At 54.9% G+C, this 19,518-nt stretch carries 18 protein-coding genes; 11 read left to right on the forward strand and 7 right to left on the reverse strand.

Translation table 11 applies throughout. The features are described from left to right. Nucleotides 1-439: 439 nt before the first annotated feature. Entirely contained in the window at nt 440-2,602 is a 2,163-nt protein-coding gene (locus DFQ01_RS20465; RefSeq protein WP_245946810.1) for a (Fe-S)-binding protein, read from the reverse strand. Nucleotides 2,603-2,920: 318 nt separating this feature from the next. Here DFQ01_RS20465 and DFQ01_RS20470 point away from each other — a divergent pair, with 318 nt between their 5' ends. From DFQ01_RS20470 to DFQ01_RS20480, 3 genes are all read left to right on the forward strand, one after another. Then, entirely contained in the window at nt 2,921-3,682 is a 762-nt protein-coding gene (locus DFQ01_RS20470; protein WP_110045770.1) for an electron transfer flavoprotein subunit beta/FixA family protein, read from the forward strand. A gap of 506 nt (nt 3,683-4,188) precedes the next feature. Next, nucleotides 4,189-5,193, forward strand: coding sequence for an electron transfer flavoprotein subunit alpha/FixB family protein (locus DFQ01_RS20475; RefSeq protein WP_110045771.1), 1,005 nt, complete (start codon nt 4,189-4,191; stop codon nt 5,191-5,193). 183 nt (nt 5,194-5,376) lie between these two features. After that, entirely contained in the window at nt 5,377-5,934 is a 558-nt protein-coding gene (locus tag DFQ01_RS20480) for a glutathione peroxidase (protein WP_110045772.1), read from the forward strand. A 75-nt stretch (nt 5,935-6,009) separates the two neighbouring features. Here DFQ01_RS20480 and DFQ01_RS20485 read toward each other — a convergent pair whose 3' ends face one another. Continuing rightward, entirely contained in the window at nt 6,010-6,522 is a 513-nt protein-coding gene (locus DFQ01_RS20485; RefSeq protein ID WP_110045773.1) for a hypothetical protein, read from the reverse strand. 164 nt (nt 6,523-6,686) lie between these two features. On the opposite strand from DFQ01_RS20485, the gene DFQ01_RS20490 reads away from it, so the two are divergent. The 5 genes from DFQ01_RS20490 (at nt 6,687) to DFQ01_RS20510 (ending at nt 10,235) form a co-directional block, all read left to right on the forward strand. Then, complete coding sequence (locus tag DFQ01_RS20490; RefSeq protein WP_110045774.1) at nt 6,687-7,463, forward strand: ABC transporter permease; 777 nt, start codon at nt 6,687-6,689, stop codon at nt 7,461-7,463. Next, nucleotides 7,463-8,254 carry an ABC transporter permease gene (locus DFQ01_RS20495; RefSeq protein WP_174812731.1) on the forward strand — a complete coding sequence of 264 codons (792 nt, stop codon included), beginning with the start codon at nt 7,463-7,465 and terminating at the stop codon, nt 8,252-8,254. The genes DFQ01_RS20490 and DFQ01_RS20495 overlap by 1 nt, the downstream gene beginning before the upstream one ends. A 31-nt stretch (nt 8,255-8,285) precedes the next feature. Beyond that, nucleotides 8,286-9,272 carry an ABC transporter ATP-binding protein gene (locus DFQ01_RS20500; RefSeq protein WP_110045792.1) on the forward strand — a complete coding sequence of 329 codons (987 nt, stop codon included), beginning with the start codon at nt 8,286-8,288 and terminating at the stop codon, nt 9,270-9,272. Nucleotides 9,273-9,550: 278 nt separating this feature from the next. Then, nucleotides 9,551-9,904, forward strand: coding sequence for a DUF4870 domain-containing protein (locus DFQ01_RS20505; protein WP_110045776.1), 354 nt, complete (start codon nt 9,551-9,553; stop codon nt 9,902-9,904). 124 nt (nt 9,905-10,028) lie between these two features. Continuing rightward, complete coding sequence (locus DFQ01_RS20510) at nt 10,029-10,235, forward strand: hypothetical protein (protein WP_110045793.1); 207 nt, start codon at nt 10,029-10,031, stop codon at nt 10,233-10,235. A 102-nt stretch (nt 10,236-10,337) separates the two neighbouring features. Here DFQ01_RS20510 and mgrA read toward each other — a convergent pair whose 3' ends face one another. Next, nucleotides 10,338-11,336 carry an L-glyceraldehyde 3-phosphate reductase gene (gene mgrA, locus DFQ01_RS20515; protein WP_110045777.1) on the reverse strand — a complete coding sequence of 333 codons (999 nt, stop codon included), beginning with the start codon at nt 11,334-11,336 and terminating at the stop codon, nt 10,338-10,340. 130 nt (nt 11,337-11,466) lie between these two features. On the opposite strand from mgrA, the gene DFQ01_RS20520 reads away from it, so the two are divergent. Continuing rightward, nucleotides 11,467-12,309, forward strand: a complete 843-nt coding sequence (locus tag DFQ01_RS20520; protein WP_110045778.1) for an AraC family transcriptional regulator — start codon at nt 11,467-11,469, stop codon at nt 12,307-12,309. 522 nt (nt 12,310-12,831) lie between these two features. On the opposite strand, the gene DFQ01_RS31190 is transcribed toward DFQ01_RS20520, so the two are convergent. Further along, nucleotides 12,832-12,969, reverse strand: coding sequence for a hypothetical protein (locus DFQ01_RS31190; RefSeq protein ID WP_174812521.1), 138 nt, complete (start codon nt 12,967-12,969; stop codon nt 12,832-12,834). 409 nt (nt 12,970-13,378) lie between these two features. Here DFQ01_RS31190 and DFQ01_RS20525 point away from each other — a divergent pair, with 409 nt between their 5' ends. Further along, on the forward strand, nt 13,379-14,659 hold the full coding sequence (locus tag DFQ01_RS20525) for a stalk domain-containing protein (RefSeq protein WP_174812520.1): 1,281 nt from the start codon (nt 13,379-13,381) through the stop codon (nt 14,657-14,659). Between the two features lie 54 nt (nt 14,660-14,713). Here the strand turns inward: DFQ01_RS20525 and DFQ01_RS20530 are convergent, their stop codons facing one another. From DFQ01_RS20530 to DFQ01_RS20540, 3 genes are all read right to left on the reverse strand, one after another. Then, nucleotides 14,714-15,157 carry a VanZ family protein gene (locus DFQ01_RS20530; RefSeq protein WP_146216904.1) on the reverse strand — a complete coding sequence of 148 codons (444 nt, stop codon included), beginning with the start codon at nt 15,155-15,157 and terminating at the stop codon, nt 14,714-14,716. A 43-nt stretch (nt 15,158-15,200) separates the two neighbouring features. Next, nucleotides 15,201-15,869, reverse strand: a complete 669-nt coding sequence (locus DFQ01_RS20535; protein WP_110045781.1) for an SOS response-associated peptidase — start codon at nt 15,867-15,869, stop codon at nt 15,201-15,203. A 78-nt stretch (nt 15,870-15,947) separates the two neighbouring features. After that, nucleotides 15,948-16,799 (reverse strand): helix-turn-helix domain-containing protein, encoded by an 852-nt coding sequence (locus DFQ01_RS20540; protein WP_110045782.1) that lies wholly within the window; start codon nt 16,797-16,799, stop codon nt 15,948-15,950. 243 nt (nt 16,800-17,042) lie between these two features. Between DFQ01_RS20540 and DFQ01_RS20545 the strand changes: the two genes are divergently transcribed. Next, nucleotides 17,043-19,058 (forward strand): glycoside hydrolase family 127 protein, encoded by a 2,016-nt coding sequence (locus DFQ01_RS20545; protein ID WP_110045783.1) that lies wholly within the window; start codon nt 17,043-17,045, stop codon nt 19,056-19,058. Nucleotides 19,059-19,518 lie beyond the last annotated feature (460 nt).

Raw genomic sequence — 19,518 nt, forward strand, 5'->3', positions numbered from 1 at the left:
ATGTAACGGACTCAGCAGCCGCTATTTGACTGGAAATCGAGCTTCATACGAGAAAATCCAGCATATAAGCGCATTTGGGTTCGTTAGAATTTCTCGGCAGCTGATTGGCTGCAAATAGCGCCCCTTCAGTCCGTTAGAATGGCGGCGGGAGACGCTTGCCCCCGGTGGGGCATAGCTTTCGTTCGAGCGTCCTTGCTAGGGGCTGCCCTCCTTGAACATCTGCAGTGTTTCTTGCTGTAATGAACCACAGAGACGCTAATGACCTCTGAGAAGCTCGATTTGAGATGTAACGGACTCAGCAGCCGCTATTTGACTGGAAATCGAGCTTCATACGAGAAAATCCAACATATAAGCGCATCTGGGTTCGTTAGAATTTCTCGGCAGCTGGTTGGCTGCGAATAGCGTCTCCTTGGTTCGTTAGAAACGGAAACTGCGCCCCTTAGCCGCCGCAGACGGATTCGGCGAGGAGTTCGGCGACGTCGCGGGCGTTGACGTTGTCACGTTCGAGCTGGCGCAGGCCGTCCTCCATCATGGTCAGGCAGTATGGGCAGCCGGAGCCGATGACTTCGGGCTCGGTGGCGAGCGCTTGGGTAACGCGGGCGACGTTGACGCGGACGCCTGCTTTTTCCTCCATCCACATCATGCCGCCGCCGGCGCCGCAGCACATGGCGTTGCGGCCCGAGCGTTCCATCTCGACAACGGACACGCCTGGAACAGCTCGCAGGATACGCCGCGGCGCCGCATAAGAGCCGTTGTATCGGCCCATGTAGCAGGAGTCGTGGTAGACGACGCGGGCCTCGACTTTTTTGGCAGGTCGCAAGCGCCCTTCATCAAGCAGCCGGTTCAGCAGCTCCGTATGATGAACAACCTCAACGTCGGCTGGCAGGCCAAAATCAATGTACTCGTTGCGCATCGCATGGAACGTGTGCGGGCACGCCGTAACAATCTGGCGGATGCTGTAGCGCTCGATCGTTGCGATGTTCTCTGCGCACAGTTCCTGAAACAGCAGCTCGTTGCCGAGCCTTCGCGGCGTATCGCCGGAGTTGCGTTCCTCCGCGCCAAGCGTCGCGAATCGGACGCCTGCTGCGTCGAGCAGCTGCACGAGTGCAAACAACACCTTGCGGCTCCGCGCATCATAAGCCCCCATCGAGCCAGCCCAAATGACCCAGTCCGGCCGCTCGCCACGCCGTTCATAGTCGCGCACAGTCTCGACCGTGATGCCGGTCTGCTCCTTGCACGCATCCATCCACGCAGCGCGGTCAGCGCGCGGCAGTCCCCATGGATTGCCTTGGCGCTCGATATTTTGCATCGCGCGCTGGCCTTCGGCTGGCAGGCGGCCTTCCATTAGGACGAGATGGCGACGCATATCGATGATTTTGTCCACGTGCTCATTGCCGACCGGACATTGATCCTCGCAGTTACGGCAGGTCGTGCACGACCAGAGCTCCGACTCCGTCATGACATCGCCGATCATCGACACGTCCTCGATGGCGGTACCGGTAGACTTTTGCCAAGACTCCGCCTGTGCCTCCATCGTTGGAGCAATCGACGTATCCGCCGCATCACGACTGCCATTCCAGATCGGCATCGACGCACCCATTACATGCACCTGCTGCCCATCCTTCGTGTGCCCTGCCGCCCATGCCCATGCAGGAATGTACGGCTGACGCTTGGTAACCGAAGCTCCCTTCTCCGTCAAGTGATCACGCAGCTTCACGATCAGATGCATAGGTGACAGCAGCTTGCCGGTGTTGGAGGCCGGGCACACATTGGTGCAGCGTCCGCACTCGACGCACGCGTACAGATCAAGCAGCTGCTTCCTGCGGAACTGTTCAATTTGACCGACGCCGAAGGACTCGGCATTTTCGTCCTCGAGATTGATCGGTTGCAGCGCTCTCCGCGTCACTCCCCGTCCGAACCACAGATTGATGGGTGCCGTCATCAGGTGAAAATGCTTCGACTGCGGCACGTATACGAGAAAAGCGAGCAAGACGAGCAAATGCAGCCACCAAGCTGTCTCATAGCCATACGACGCGGACTGCTCCGTGAAACCGATTGCTTTCAATAAATCTGCAAGCGCTGACGAGATCGGTGCATACGCCGCGCTATGCGCCGTATCCGGTGAAGCGATCCGCCCGAAGCCAAGCGTAAGCAGCACCGTTATACATATGCCGCCTATGAACAAGGATACGACGGCAGGTTTTAAACCTCTTTTTAACCGTTCCAATCGTTCCCCGTACCTGCGGAAAACACCGTACAACACCGCAACAAACACAACCGCAACCGTCGTTTCCTGCGAAATGGCGAACGCATTCCAGCGCGCATACGGCAGCACGTGATCCGTCAGCCCTTCCCAAATAATCGCGAGCGCACCAAATTGCAGCACGATAAATCCATAAAAAAGAAGCAAATGCATGACGCCGCTTCGAACATCCCGCAGCAGCTTCCGATGCCCGAACACCTGCACGGCAACATCCGCAGTCTGCGCAGCTGCTGACTTGTCACTGCCACCTTCATGCGGTGGAGCACGGAATGTCGCCTGACCTAGCCGCATGTAAGAGACACGGCTCATCACAGCCATCCCGAACCATACAATCGCCATACCTAACACGAAGCCGAACAACAACCACCTAATCAGCTCAATTACAAAATGGTCCGTCAACGCAGCACCGCCCCCTTCAAGCGCTCGATTGCTAGGACAAGTCATTGAAGCGCTTTCATGCCTGCGCGTTGTTCCAGTATATGAGTACCGTCCAGTGAACATGCATTTGCATATCCTACGCACTCTTTCCCTGCGAGTCTTGTCTATCGCGGCGATGGTATGATGCCCTGCCCGCTAGTCTATTCGATGGTACGAAGTCATATCGTAGCACTGATGGCTATCGATCGACTGAACCGATCAGGAGGAGGCTGTACGTTTATGAACATCGTCGTGCTCGTGAAGCAAACGTTCGATACCGAGGAAAAAATCGTCGTCCAAGGCGGCACAGTTTCGCAGGATGGCGTCAAACTGATCGTCAACCCGTATGACGAATATGCACTGGAAGAAGCACTACGACTGCGGGAAAAACACGGGGGGACCGTTACCGCTCTCACCTGCGGGAACGAGCAAAGCGCGGAGGCGCTCCGCACGGCACTAGCAATGGGAGCCGATGAGGCCATTCGGCTGGAGGTCGAGCCTGGCGATGACAGCGCTTCGCTCGCCGCCGCGATCGCCGCCGTCGTGCGTCCGCTGAAGCCGGATCTGCTGCTGGCGGGCTTGTTCGCCGTTGACACGGGCTCCGGCAGCGTCGCGCTGCAGGTCGCGGAGCGGCTGGGGATTCCGCATGCTTCAGCTGTGGTGAAGCTGGCGGTTAACGGCGGTACGCTCGTTGCTGATCGAGATGTCGAGGGCGACATTGCTACTGTTGAGGTGCCGCTGCCGGCACTCGTCACTGCGCAGCAAGGACTCAATGAGCCGCGATATCCGTCGCTCCCGGGCATTATGAAGGCGAAACGCAAGCCGCTGCGTGTCGTCAGCCGAAGCGAGCTGGCGGCAGATGCGGCTGCACCAGCCTCGTTGCGGTTGTCGGTGGATGCCGTGCCGCCGCGCGCAGCCGGCAAACGGCTCGGAGGCGGCACGCCATCCGAGCTTGCGGCAGAGCTCGCGAAGCTGCTGCATGAGGAGGCTAAGGTGCTGTAGTGTCGGACTTCTCGCATGCTGCTTGTCGAATAACGAATGTTCCAGCATGGCTTGGCTGCGCGTAAATTGAACCGGACGTACGACTGGAGTTAGATGAAAGATGCACGTTGATGTACGCTTCGTGTTGTGTACTGTGTACTGGTGCCAGGTAGGATACCGGGTGCGAGCGTGATCCCGACTGAAGATGGACGTTGAACATATCCGTTGCTGTAGCAATTGAAATGATGAAATACCTGCAATTTTACATCCTTTGCATGTTCAAAGTAACCTTTGTTGCTCTAAGCCTGCATATGTGCAGGTATTCAGCCCAGTTGGATAAATTCGTTTGGCTGTTGTTCAATATTCCTGTATTTTTGCAGCAATACCGAAATTCATCTTGGGGGATGCCGAATACCTGCATTTTTGCATTTTGCATTTTTGCACTTTTTCAACTGCCATTGCCATTACTTCCCACATCGCGATCCTAATAGCGGAGCTATATCATCTGCACAAGGAGGTCACCCAACATGAGCATAACCTGCCTAGTCTACGCAGAATGCAAGGACGGCAAGCTGCGCCGCGTCGCGCTCGAAGCGCTCGGCGCGGCGCGGCAGCTTGCCGCTGACAGCGGCGCTGTGCACGCGCTGCTCGCCGGCGCGGACAGCGCCGCGCTCGCCGAGGCCGCGGCGGAGCTTGCCTCGCGCGGCGCGGCCGTCGTGCACGTCGCCGACGACCCGGCGCTCCGGGACGGCGCGCCCGAGGCGGTGCAGGCCGCCATCGCCGGCGCCATTGCCGCGGTGCGGCCAGACGCGGTGCTGCTTGGCCACACCGCGCTCGGGCGCGAAGTCGCGCCCCGCGTGGCCGCCGCCATCGGCGCGGGCCACGCCGCTGACGTCACCGCCATCGATACGGCTGGCGATGGCGGTGACGTCGTATTCGCGCGGCCGCTCTACGCCGGCAAGGCCGTCGAGCGGCTGCGCATTGCCCCTGGCGCACCGATGGTCATCTCGGTGCGCCCGAACAACCTGCCGCCAGCTGAAACGCTGCCGGCAGGAGCCGCGCCCGGCGCGGTGTCGGCGCTGGCGTACAGCGCGCCGACGCTCTGGACGACGGTACGCTCCGTCGTCCGCAAAACAACCGGCGCCGTCGACTTGGCGGAAGCCGACATCATCGTCTCCGGCGGCCGCGGCGTGCGCGCCGCCAATGGCTTCGCGCCGCTGCAGGAGCTGGCCTCGCTGCTCGGCGGCGCAGTTGGCGCCTCCCGCGGCGCCTGCGATGCCGGCTACTGCGACTACGCGCTGCAGATCGGCCAGACCGGCAAGGTCGTCACGCCGCAGCTATATATCGCCTGCGGCATCAGCGGCGCCATCCAGCATCTCGCCGGCATGAGCGGCTCTCGCGTCATCGTCGCCGTCAACAAAGACCCGGACGCGCCAATCTTCGGCGTTGCCGACTACGGCGTCGTCGGCGACCTGTTCGACATCGTGCCTCTGCTCACCGGCGAGTTCCGACGCATACTCGGCGCGAGCTAATATAGCAAACCAAACAAAAGCGACTCCTGACGAGTCGCTTTTGTTTGGTCCAACCACATCTTTATCATCATTACCTATCAATATAATTACATCTATATATTAGACCAATAACCCCATCAAGCTCTATGATAGATCCAACAAGTCCCGGCCCCCTATCACATCACTCGTAAGGAGGTATGTACGATGTCTATCTACGACTATCCAATAAACACAATTGAAGGTTCACCTTTCGACTGGTCCCGCTTCCGCAATCAGGTGCTTCTCATCGTCAACACAGCCAGCAAATGCGGCTATTCGCGCCAATTTGCCGGACTGCAGCAGCTCTATGTGGACTACAAGGAGCAAGGCTTTGCCGTACTCGGGTTTCCGTGCAACCAGTTCAACGCCAAAGAGCCAGGCGACCATGCCGAGATCCAAGCCTATTGCGATCGCAATTTCGGTGTCACGTTCCCTCTATCCGAGAAGATCGAGGTAAGAGGTCCATCCGCCCATCCCTTGTTTCAATACCTGACGGAAACAGCCCCTTTCCAAGGGTTCGATCTCCATTCGGAGAGCGGCGCGTGGATGGACCATTTTCTGCAGGAGAAATATCCCGACATCCTTGAAGGCGACGGAATCAAATGGAACTTCACGAAGTTTCTCGTCGACCGAAGCGGACAAGTCATTAACCGGTATGAGCCGACGGTAGAACCAGCAAATATCGAGGCTGATCTCGCCCGACTGCTGTCGCTATCTCGTTAATCCCATGAAGAAGAGGTGCTCGTCGACCAGGTCTCCCTGTTCAACAGCACCTCTTGCATTCATCGTCTGTACGATTTATTCATCCATGCCGCTGTTATCGGATGTAGAACGATCGTATGAGACGTGTTCTTCCGTGCCATCTGCATACTCCAGATCGATCGAATCGATGACAACCGTATGAAGCGCTCCCTGATAAGTGAACAAATGGAATACGCCGAGCTCTTCATTCGGCTCAACCGGTCCAACATATCGGATTCGGAACGTGCTCTCATTACTGTGCCGATCATACGAAGGGTCGCCAACCGGGTTAAAGGTGCTGATATTTACCGTGTAATAATTAATTGTTTTGCCGGATAGATTCGACGCCCTCCATGTCAATGTAATGCCACCTACGGAGTTGACCCCATATTTGAATTTGGTCGGCTCGGAGAACCGCTCTTCCGCCGAAACGATCACCTGATCTTGGTCTTGTTCCATCACGTTGCCTGTATCGTTATCCATTGGAATGCCTTCTGCCAACTCTTCCGACTCCTCGGACGCACTTGCATCCGGTCCTGCTTCCGCTTCAACGCCTGCATCGTCTGCCATCTCATCCGTCTCATCCTTAGTCTAGATTCTATTGCTGCAACGAATCACAAAATTCAATATCCTATCGCAAAATCTGTTGTAATATCCATCCACTCTATGCTATATTCTTCTTCCGCTCTCTACGCACTTTCGCCTTAACGTTAAAGGATGGAGGTGTTTCTTTCATGCTGTTCTACGTATTAGCCCGCAAAACGTATGTCCGCAACCTGCAGTATCGCGGCGCACATCTAATCAACACCATTGCAAGTTCCTTATTCGGCTTCATCTACATGTCGATCTGGGCAGCGATTGCCACGGATCAACCGCTTGGCGAATACGGCAGTGCCGGTATCGTAAGCTATGTTGCTTTTAACCAATGCAGCCTATGGGTCGCAGCCTTCTTGACCAACGGGCTCGGCATCGAGCAATCCGTCCGCACTGGCGGCATCGCGCTGGAGCTTATGCGTCCAACCCACCTGTTCTACCAGCTCATGTGCAAGGAATGGGGCCAGATCGCGTACCAATTCGTCTACAAGTTTCTGCCGATTTACGCCCTATATGCCGTCGTTCTCCCGATGTACATGCCTCACTCACTCAAGACTTGGCTTGCAACAGCTGTCGCCCTGCTTCTCGCCGGTTACATATCGATCTGCATCAATTACTTAATCGGTGCTACTGCGTTATGGACGACCGAGTCACGTTGGCTGTTCTGGGTGAACTATGCGTTCAACTCGCTATTATCAGGCTTTCTCATCCCGCTGGAATGGCTGCCGAAGCCGCTTGCATTCATTGCGCACTGGTCCTCCTATCCATCGCTGAACTATATCCCGACCCGCATCTACCTAGGCTTGTCTTCGCCATCGACACTAGTCCGTTCTGTGGCATGGGCAGTCTTCTTGACGATCTGCTGCCTGGGGCTGACGAAGCTGATGCGGCGTAAGGTGGAGGTGCAAGGCGGATGATGAATGGATTGCGCATGTATGGCTTGTTGTTCCGAGCAAGCATACGAAGCCGGATGCAGTATCGCTTCAACTTCTGGTTCTCCTCTGTCATGCTGGCCGTTATTAGCATCGTCGAATTTCTGCTGCTCGCCATCGTACTGCTTAAATTCGGCCATATCAAAGGCTGGAGTCTCGCGGAAGCCGGCTGGCTGTTCAGCGTATTGTCCTTGTCGAGAGCCCTCTATCGCACGGTCGCAAACGATGTGCACAACATCGAGAGCTACCTCGTCAGCGGCGAGCTCGACGGTCTATTGCTGCGCCCAATTCCTGTACTCAGCGCACTCATGTCGCGCAACGTATCGTTCCGATTCGGGGAAGTGTTCCAAGGCATTGGTATCCTCGCGGTCAGCATGTCGACGCTTATGCGGGAAGGTCAGATCGGCTGGCTGTCGATCCCATTAACCGTATTCGTTATCCTGTCCGGCGCTGTGCTGCTGTTCGCAATTGGGCTAATAACCGCAACGGCGGGCTTCTGGCTGACACGGATTACCGAGCTGCAAAACATTACCGAGGATGCTGCCCGTACCGCTGTTCAATACCCGATGTCGATCTATCCGCGCTGGCTGCAGGGCATTCTGGTTGGCATCATACCCGTCGGCTTCGCCAACTACATGCCGGGGCTGTTCGTGCTGCGCGGCGATACAGGCTGGTGGATGCTTCCGCTGACGGCATGCATTGCTGGCGCCTTGTTTATACTTGCCCTATTCGTATGGCGGTTCGGACTTAGCCGATACCAGAGCACAGGAAGCTGAAGAAGAGGAGAATCGAGAAGCAATGAAACCAATGATAACCGTCCATCAACTGTCCAAAAGCTTCCGCTTGCCGCAGCCGGCGCCGGAAGGGCCTTTTCGCGGGCTTCGCACGCTAATGTCCCGCCAATATACAGAGAAGGAAGCCGTACGCGGCGTCAGCTTCTCTATCGCATCTGGCGAATTCGTCGGCTATATCGGGCCGAACGGCGCCGGCAAGTCAACGACGATTAAGATGCTTTCCGGCATCCTCCATCCAACCGCTGGCGAGGTTCAGATCGACGGACTCAATCCACACCGCGATCGTCGTCGCGTCGCAAGGCGACTCGGCGTCCTATTCGGTCAGCGCACGCAGCTGTGGTGGGACCTGCCGGTTCGCGACTCGTATGATATTCTCGCTGCCATGTATGGTATCGAGACCGATCGCAAGGACGCTCGCATCACCGAGCTCGCCGATCTGCTGCAGCTCGGCGAATTTATGGACACGCCCGTCCGCAAGCTGTCGCTCGGCCAGCGGATGCGTGCTGATCTCGCAGCCGCACTGCTGCACGACCCGGACGTGTTGTTCCTCGACGAGCCAACGATCGGCCTCGATGTCGTGGCCAAGCGCAGCATTCGCGAGTACCTGCACAGCATTAACGTCGAACTTGGCAAAACGGTGCTGCTCACGACGCACGACATGGACGATATTGAGCAGCTGTGCAGTCGCGTAATCGTCATTAATCGCGGAACAATCGGCTTCGATGGTACGATCGATGAACTTCGCCGCCGTATAGGGCTGCCGACGCTTATCCGAGTTACCTACCGGCAGACGCCAGTCTTGTCCTCCACCGGACTCGCATCCTATGATGATTCGTCGCTTCGCGTAACGGAAATCGATGGGCATACGGTTACAGCCGAGTGCAATCGCGAAGCGATCAGCGCGATGGATGCACTCCGTCTGTTGGAGCAATACGGGGAAATTGAGGACGTGCATATGGAAGAGCCTCATTTTGAAGATGTGATTCATAATCTTTATTAGAGGTTGTTCAAAAAAACCGCTTGTGATCACGAAGCAGCACAAGAAGCATAATCAGCGTCGAATCTTGAATGAAGCAGCGACTTCCGGTTCTCACGTAGCACATCACTACGCTCCGATCCTCATTCCCTGCTTTTATCCAACCTTCTCGGTGCTGACAACCGGAATTTTTGAACACGTACGATTAGAACCGAATGTCCGCATCGCTTCCTGCATATCGTGGATCGATAGGCTAACATCCAATCCGTGCCGCTAGGCGGACGGAATTGAGGAGGTAAGCGATGTATCCGAGTCAGCTTTCGAATGATGAACGTTTGTACGGCATGCTGTGCCATGTACTCGCATTCGTCGGGTTTGTCATTCCTCTAGGCAGCATCATCGGTCCGCTCGTGATCTGGCTGATCAAACGCGAGCAATATGCGTATGTCGATGCCCAAGGGAAGGAATCGCTCAATTTTCAGATCAGCATCTTGATTTACGGCATTATTTCCAGCATTCTGATCATCATCTTCATCGGCATCCTGACCTCGATCATTATCGGAATCGCATGGATCATTCTGACCATCATCGGCACCATTCGCGCCTACGAGGGGCGGCACTATCAATACCCGCTTACGATTCGGTTCATTAAGTAGCGGATACTTCGCGATCAACAGCCGAGAGGCATGCGCATACATTATCTCGTCAGCAGATATTACGTACAAAGGATGAGATAACCGTATGTTCATGCCAACGCCAGGCCCTATGCAGCCTGGGGCGATGCCGCTGCAGCAGAAGGCAACCAGCTTGATCGGACGTCCTGTCGGCATTTCGATGCGCAACGGCACAGGTGCCTCCGGCATTCTGTGCAGCGTGCAGGGCGGCGAAGTCTACGTGCTGCAATATTTGTACCAATCCCAGTTCGCGACGTTCCACTATCCGTTCAACCAGATCGCAGACATCATTCCATTCCCTGCTTGCCGATAAATCGAATCACACCTGTATATGCAAAAGAAGCCTTCAGCCGCATCAAGCGGAACTGAAGGCTTCTGTTCTGGTTTATGGACTTCGTCTTGCGTAAGGTGGCGATTAATTCGGCAGCGCCAGAATATCTTCGATACGGCGCAGCTCTTCCTCGGTGAACGACAGGTTGTTCAGCGCCGCATAGTTATCGTCGATCTGCTCGACACGGCTTGCGCCGATCAACGCAGACGTCACACGTCCGCCGCGGAGCACCCATGCGAGTGCAAGCTGTGCCAGCGACTGGCCGCGCTCACGCGCAATGTCGTTCAGCTTGCGGACCTTCGCCATTTTGCCTTCGGTGAGATCACGCGCATTCAAGAATACGCTCGATCCCCCCGCACGAGAATCAGTAGGCACGCCTTGCAGGTAACGATCCGTCAGGACGCCGCCAGCCAGTGGCGAGAAGACGATCGAGCCGATGCCTTCTTGGTCGAGCACATCCTGCAGGCCGTCCTCGATCCAGCGGTTCAACATCGAATACGATGGCTGGTGGATGAGGCATGGCGTTCCGAGTCGCTTCAGAATAGCCGAAGCTTCTGCCGTCTGTTCGGGCGAGTAGTTCGAGATGCCGACATAGAGCGCTTTGCCGGAACGGACAGCGCTATCCAGCGCGCCCATCGTTTCTTCCAGCGGCGTGTTCGGGTCAGGACGATGCGAGTAGAAAATATCAACATACTCAAGTCCCATCCGCTTCAAGCTTTGGTCCAGGCTCGAAAGCATATATTTGCGCGAACCCCACTCGCCGTAAGGCCCTTTCCACATATGGTAGCCGGCCTTCGTCGAGATGATCATCTCGTCGCGGTAAGGCATCATATCCTGGCGCATGATCTCGCCGAAGTTCGTTTCTGCCGAACCCGGAGGCGGGCCATAGTTGTTCGCGAGGTCGAAGTGGGTAATACCCAGATCAAACGCTCTGCGTACCATCGCGCGTCCATTCTCGAATTTATCGTTGCCGCCAAAATTGTGCCACAGTCCAAGCGACAACGCCGGAAGGCGCAGGCCGCTTCGACCGCTGCGATTATATGTCATGGTGTCGTAACGCTTCTCGTCTGCTACATAAACCATTAAGATTCAACTCCTTGTCCGTGATGCCAATATTGTAGCATTTCATGACAACAATCCCCAATGACAGAATGACATGACTATATGGTATAATGTCAGAATTCCATACTGAAAGTTAGCAGGTGTATAGCTCTTGACCATACAACCATCCAAGGACGGTATCCGCAAAAAAACAGCCCCCTCTAGTGGGAGCAATGACCTCAATGTCTCGTATTGGGGGACGCAGCCCTGCCCGCCTGATCATAACTGGGGGCCGGGTGTCCGCGATCATCATAAGCTTCATTTTATCCATAGCGGCAAAGGTCTATTACGCTTCCGCGGTGTTACGTACGAGCTAAGCGGAGGACAAGGCTTCTACGCGCCGCCGAACGAGGTTGTTCACTATACCGCTGATGCAGTTGAGCCTTGGGTGTACAGTTGGCTCGGCTTCAGCGGCAACCAGGCAGGCGCCATCATCGGACGTACTGCGCTGCCAGATCAACCTGTATTCGATAACCCGGCTGGCGTAAATGAAAGCTGGTTCGATCGACTGTCGGACATGTCCGATCGGCCCGGCGGCGACTTGCTGCTGCAGAGCGTCCTGATCGAGCTGCTTGCCTCGCTCATCCGACAGGCCCCTGCCGCTGCGAGCAACCCTGACACAGTGAAGCCGCGCGAAGAATATGTGCGCCGCGCCGCCGACTTCATTCATCGTCACTACGATGAGGAAGTATCGATGAAGCAGCTGTCCGAATATTTGGGATTGGATCGCAAATATGTCGCCACGCTGTTCCGCGAGTCGCTCGGCTTGCCGCCACAGCAATACCTGCTCCGCTACCGGATGGACAAAGCATGCGAGCTGCTGCGCAGCACGGGGCTGACGGTCGCCGAGATCGCCCGCTCCGTCGGCTACAAGGATGCGCTCCTCTTCTCGCGCATGTTCAAAAAGGTCATCGGCGTCCCGCCAAGCAAGTTCGGGCGTGAGTCGGAGCAGTAATGCAGAAGGTTGATGAGGGCGAATGGGAAAGGGATTGGGATATTTCCAAGTCTCCCATTCGGCCTCTTCTTCGTTCGTCGCACGCAAGTTGGGCCAACCGACCCCCATTTGATGCGCTCTTTAGTTAAGATACTTCAATGTACTCTAACTTCCTCACAACTGCGGTACCCTCCACTTAAGATACTTTAATGTTCTCTACCTACCTCAAACTCGTCGTACTCACTACTTAGGATACTTTAATGTACTCTATCTGCCTCACAACCGCCGTGCCCACCACTTTAGAATACTTTAATGTACTCTAACCACCTCAAACTCGTCGTACTCACTACTTAGGATACTTTAATGTACTCTATCCGCTTCTAACTCCCATACTCTCCACTACTTCAAAGTACTCTATCTACCTCTCAACCGCAGCCCGCTGCAATCGCCAGCCATTAGGTAGATCCCGAGAGGCGATAAATCACCTCTATCTCACAGGTTAGTCAATGCGCGGACTCTTAGAGGCATTTTATCGCCCCTGTCTCACCAGTCAGACGGTACACCTACACTTAGAGGCAATTTATCGCCCTTATCCCACCAGTCAGTCGACACACCTACACTTTGAGGCGATTTACCGCCCTTATCCATCCAGTCAGTCGGTACACCTACTCTTAGAGGCATTTTATCGCCCCTGTCTCACCAGTCAGACGGTACACCTACACTTAGAGGCAATTTATCGCCCTTATCCCACCAGTCAGTCGACACACCTACACTTTGAGGCGATTTACCGCCCTTATCCATCCAGTCAGTCGGTACACCAACACTTAGAGGCGATTTATCGCCCCTGTCCCACCAGTCAGTCGATACACCTACACTTAGAGGCTATTTAACGCCCCTATCCCACCAGTCAGACGGCATACTTACACTTAAAGGCGATTTATCGCCTCTCTGTACATTTTATACACAGGTTCCAATAATTTCATCAGAATTGTGCAACTATCTACGTAACTTTCGCGTTATGATCGGAGAAGCCCTTATTCGTTGGGCCAATGGACGGCCCGGCCAAATAAACATTACAAGGAGGTCATTCATGCGAACGAAATTACGATCCTTGTTCCTTACCTGCTGCGCGGCGGCCATGCTGCTGACAGCTGTTCCTGGGACAAGCAACGGCACTGCTAATGCCGCAGCTCAGACAACAACAAAGCCCGTGACGATCATGCTCGACGGCTTCCCGCTTCCATTCCCTTCTGCTCCATTCAACTCGGCGGGGACGATCATGGTACCTTTCCGCGCGATCGCGCAAGCGATGAACATCCATGTCGATTGGTCGAACGATACGCATACGTTAACGGCCACGAAGACGCAGGGTGGTGTCACAACGGAAGTGATCCTCCGTCAATCTCAGCTGACAGCGACCGTTAATGGACAGAAGAAGCAGCTGAACAAAGCGCCAGTTAACCAAAATGGGACGTTCTTCGTTCCGCTCAGCTTCTTCAGTACGCAGTTCGGTGCTCAGGTTAGCTGGGACGGCCCTTCGCAGACCGTGACGATTACATCGCCAATTGAACCGATGTATACGGAAACGTTCTACGCGATTCGTTCCTTCTTCCAGCTCAATCTTGTCGAGAAGTTCGATTCCGTTTCGTTCGGATGGATTCGCATTGATCCTACATCAGGAGAGCTTACGCTGGACGGCGATGACTTCTACTGGCCAGACGCTGCGGGAGATATTTCGCCGGACACGATCGTCAATGACACAACGACACAAGGCAGCGAAGCGAACCTCATGGCAGTAGCCATGGACGGCAAAGGCGAGCTGACTAAGCTGCTCAGCGACTCCGAACAACAAGCAAATGTTATTGATGAGCTGGTCGAGACTGCACTCATTCATCATTTTACAGGCATAACGCTGGACTTCGAGGGACTTGGCTTAACGGGTGATCGAACAGCCGTGCAGCAGACCTTCAACAGCTTCGTTCAAAAGCTCGATCAGAAGGCCGAGGCATCGAACTTAACGCTGACGCTGGCTCTCCACCCGTTGAACAGCTCCTACCACGGCTATGATTACAAGACACTATCCAGCTACGCCGACGAAATCATCATTATGGCTTATGACTACAAACCGTACGTCGATGCGCCTGAACCAATCACGCTCGTGAATGAAGCGATCGAACTGGCACTCAAGGAAGTGCCCAAATCGAAGCTTGTGCTTGGCATCTCAGCCGACAGTGAGACGGACCAATCGATCGGCAGCAAAATCGGACTGGCGAAACGTTATGGGCTCAAAGGCGTCGCCATCTGGCGGCTTGGACTCATCAGCGAAAAAATGATGACCGCCATCGAGAAGTCAATCACGCCGATACATTGAGCGGCGCATAGCACAACAAAGGGACAGAGCCAACCGGCTCTGTCCCTTCCATTTTTAATAATACATACGGCCGTATCGGCTGGAATCCCGCTTCACGCCGCCAGTCAAACGTACGATCGTCGCAGCCAGCACAATGCCAGCGCTGTCGATGAACATATCGACGATGCGCCCGTCACGGCCGAAGAACGGCTGCAGCAGCTCGGTGAATACCGCATAGCCAACTGCAATCAACACGCCCCGTCGGAACGCCGTTTTGCTTCTTACACCGATCGTTGCGATCAAGGTAAAGACGAAGAAGCAGGAGAAATGCCCGATTTTTTGCGTGACGTATATTCTGCTGTGCAGTTTAATATCATTCACGATCAAGTAATCGCTCAAATTCGGATGCTTATTCAGCTGGAATACCATAGTCCCGTGATCGAGCAGCTGTTGAAAGTTAACGGTACATACGCACACGAGTATAACAACGCCCCATAACACCATAACAACGTTTCTCAATTTGAAAAAAACCCGCTTTCCTACTTGATCCGCTGGATCATGTTCACACCGTTCCCATACTCAAATCCATGATGCAATCCGGCGCTTCATAACGCTCGTCGGTCACTGCATTCGTAACCGGGTACGAACGCAGCTGGAACGGCTCCAACGGTTGAACATACGTGCGCACCTGCGCAAAATCCGTAATATCAGGATTCAGCCAGTCCTCCACCGCTTCTGCGTCGAGCACAACTGGCAATCTTGGCTGCCATGCCGCCATAGGTCCCGATGCCGGTACGGTTAGAATCGTAAACGCCCGCTCCTCAATACCCTGAGGGTTGACCCACTGATCGTATATGCCCGCCATCCCGAACAACGGCTGACGGTCCACTACGATATGCATAGCCCGCGGATCGCGCTCCATCCCTTCATGCTTCCATCCGAAAAATCCGGTACACGGCACAACGCAACGGTTGCTCTTGAGCATACGTTTGAAATACCGCTTCGAGTCGACGCGCTCGCCGTCGGCATTAACCGATTCTTTGGCCCAGAACGGATACAGCCCCCAACGCGCCTGATCAATCGTCCGCTGACGAAGCCGATCGTTCATAATGATCGAAACAGCCTGCCTTGGTGCAATGTTGAATCGGTTCCCTAGACAATTCTTGACCTTCCATACATTAAACTGATTCACGATATCTGTAACATCCGACCGCAGTGCAAATCGCTCCACACGCCACGCCTGCCTTCACTCTAGGATACGGTAGTATCTGGCAGAAGTCAGGTACATTATGCATGCGAGTTGCAATTATTAGATCGTGAACCGTTTGCGGAACCGTAGAGGCGACAGCCCGGTGTGCTCAGCGAATAGTCTTGAAAAATGCGGCGTCTGCCTAAATCCGGTCTCCTCCGCCACTCGTGCGATCGGCCAGTCCGTCTTAATGAGCAGCAGCTTCGCTTGGTCGAGTCGATAATACAGCAAGAATTGCTGCGGCGTACAGCCGAACACCTCGGTCATGCAGCGCGATATGTAGTTCGAATGCAGATGCAGCGCTTCGCTCAGCATCCGATTGCTGACGGATGCGCGGTAGTTCAGCTTCATATAAGCTGCCGCGCGCTCCGCAACAGAGACTGCGGCCTTCGCCTCATCCGTCCGCCAGCCCTCGTCGAGCATTTGCAGCAGATGGAGGAAACGCTGCTGGCGATCCCAGAATGCAGCATGGGTTGACCCGCTCGCTGCCTCATGTAATCCTGCGAACATTTCCTTCGCTTCATCTGGATAGGAGAGCGTCATATGCTTCGGGAGCCGAATCGCATACGTATAGTAGTCGCCGCGAAGCGTACCGGATTGCGGTCCGTCCGTCTCCTCCCAATTGCCTGGCGCTTGGAAGTGTATCCAGTCAAACACCGTCTCTTCCTCGCACGGCTTAATCGAGTAATGCCAGCGATCTGGCCGAAGAATGAGCATCTGCCCTTCTCCGAGCGACCACTGTTTATCCTCTTCCCCGATGTGCAGCATACCTTTGTGAACGAATAACATGTCGAACACGCCGAGGTTCGCCCTCGTCGGATGTTCTTCTCCGACCGCATAGGTCGTACGATTGGATTCAATAAAATAAGGAAGTGGCGGCGATAAATAAGTTAGCAGCTGCTGGTTCGTCATCGGGCAACCCTCTCTCAAGTAATAAGACTTTATACGTATAGTCGGGTTATGTTTCTCCGCAATGGAACGGATTGCGTCATAGAAGGGCGCAAGCGTTCCATCATGTGGTGTGTAAATATGCAAAATATAAATTGAATAAGTTGCTGTTTCCCTATCATTTTATCAAATAAAATAATGTTGTAAAGCAAGGTGAAACAAGTCTTATATTTGAACGAATCTTGCAAAATTAAGGAGACTAACCATATGACAATCAATCGATTGAACGAAAAGCTATCTCCAGCGTCCACTGTACCGCTTAAGAGCGTCTCCATCCACGATCCATTCTGGACTTCCTATGCCAATCTGGCGCGTGAAGCGGTTATTCCTTATCAATGGGAAGCGCTGAACGACCGCGTCGAAGGCGCAGAGCCAAGCTATGCGATTCAGAACCTGCGTATCGCGGCAGGCATCGAGCAAGGAAGCTTCAACGGCTTTGTTTTCCAAGACAGCGATCTGTACAAATGGCTCGAAGCAGTGGGCTACCGTCTCTCGACGCATCCTGACCCGCACTGGGAGGCGATTGCAGACGAAGCGATCGACCTGCTCGAAAAGGTTCAGCTGCCAGACGGTTATATTAACTCCTTCTATCAAATTAATGGACTGGATAAGCGCTGGTCGAACTTGACCGAAGCGCATGAGCTGTACTGCGCAGGCCACCTCATTGAGGCAGCGGTCTCGTACTACCATGCAACCGGCAAACGCAAAGTTCTCGACATCGCCTGCCGCTTCGCAGACTGCATCGACAACACCTTCGGCACAGAGCCAGGCAAGATCCAAGGCTATGACGGCCACCAAGAAATCGAGCTTGCGCTCGTGAAGCTGTATCAAACGACAGGCGAAGAGCGCTACATGAAACTCGCCGCTTATTTCATCGACGAGCGCGGCAATTCGCCTGCCTTCTTCCTCGATGAATTCGAGAAGCGCGGCCGCACGTCGATCTGGTCGCCGAACCCGCATATGCCGGACAATACGCGCAAGCCGGATCTGAAGTACTTCCAAGCGGATGTGCCAGTCCGTGAGCAGAAGCATGCGGTCGGCCACTCCGTTCGCGCCGTCTATATGTATACGGCAATGGCGGACCTCGCAGGCTTGAACAATGATCCAACGCTGCTGGAAGCTTGCCGTACGCTGTGGAAAGACATGACGCGCAAGCAGATGTATGTAACGGGCGGCATCGGTTCGACGCATCACGGCGAAGCGTTCACGGCAAGCTACGATCTGCCCAACGATACCGTCTACGCTGAAACATGCGCATCGATCGGCCTCGTCTTCTTCGCGAGCCGCATGCTCCGTCTGGAGCCGAAGGCGGAATACGCAGACGTGCTGGAGCGTGCACTCTACAACACGGTTATCTCGGGTATCGCGCTCGACGGTAAAAGCTACTTCTACGTTAACCCGTTGGAAGTTTGGCCGCATGCGTGCTCGTGCAACCCGGGCAAGCATCATGTGAAGCCGGTTCGCCAGCATTGGTTCGGCTGCGCCTGCTGCCCGCCGAATATCGCGCGTCTGCTGACGTCGCTTGGCGAGTATATCTACACGACGGATGCTGCAAGCCGCACGGCGTATACGCATCTGTATATCGGCAGCGAAGCGAATGTACAGCTTGGCGATTCCACGTTCAAGCTGTCGCAGACGACGGCAATGCCTTGGAGCGGCAGCGCTTCGTTCAGACTGAGCGAGCTGAGCGGTTCGGCGTCGTTCTCGCTTGCATTCCGCCTGCCGGGCTGGACGAACGGCAATCGTCCGACCGTTCTGCTGAATGGTCAGCCGCTGGCTGACAGCGCGGCTGAAGTTCGCGATGGCTATTTGGTTATTACCCGCGAATGGAGTAATGAAGACACAATTGAGCTGACGCTCGCTATGCCTGTTCTTCGCCTGACGGCGAATGCCGAAGTTCGCTACAACGCAGGACGTCTCGCCCTGCAGCGCGGCCCGCTCGTGTACTGCATCGAAGAGCTGGACAATGGAAGCAAGCTTTCGTCGCTTGCCATCAAGGCGGAAGGCGATTTTGCAACGGAGACGAACGACAACCTGCTGCCAGGTGCTATCGTGCTCGTAGGTGAAGGTTACCGGGATACGGAGGTTGTCGAAGCGGATCAGCTGTACAGCTCGGCATCCATTCCGCAGCCAGAGGCGGCTGCGATCCGTGCTGTACCGTATGCACTGTGGGGCAACCGGACGCCAGGCGAAATGTCCGTCTGGATTCGCTACCGCAACTAGTCTAGATCTAGCGTTGCTATCCGTTCCGCTCGGGTGCATCATCAGCCTTCAAGACAAATTCATGCTGACCTGGTCCTTCAATCCGGGGCCGGTCGGGGCTGGCGCGAATAGGTAGGTCTAGCGGTTGCGGTTGCGGTTGCGGTTGTGGTTGTGGTTGTGGTTGTGGTTGCCACAGAGGCTATTGCGGTTGAATCTACGGTTTTATTCGCGTAACGGTTGCCAGCGAGCTTATTGGAGCTAAACCGGTCGTGACCGAGCGAATCCGTGCGAATAAGCTCCACCGCAACCGTCCCTCGTATTTAAGGGTTTCTCTCACGAATGCTCAACCATTCGCAGGATTTCAACTATTAAGATGTCGGATGAAACGATGGAATTAGGGCTGACAGTTGTTGATGACACAGTCGGGGTATGCAGGAACAGAAGTTGCGTTGATGCGCACTTCTCTTTAAGTTCTACTGCA

The sequence above is a fragment of the Paenibacillus cellulosilyticus genome (assembly GCF_003182255.1).
Classification (GTDB): domain Bacteria; phylum Bacillota; class Bacilli; order Paenibacillales; family Paenibacillaceae; genus Paenibacillus_T; species Paenibacillus_T cellulosilyticus.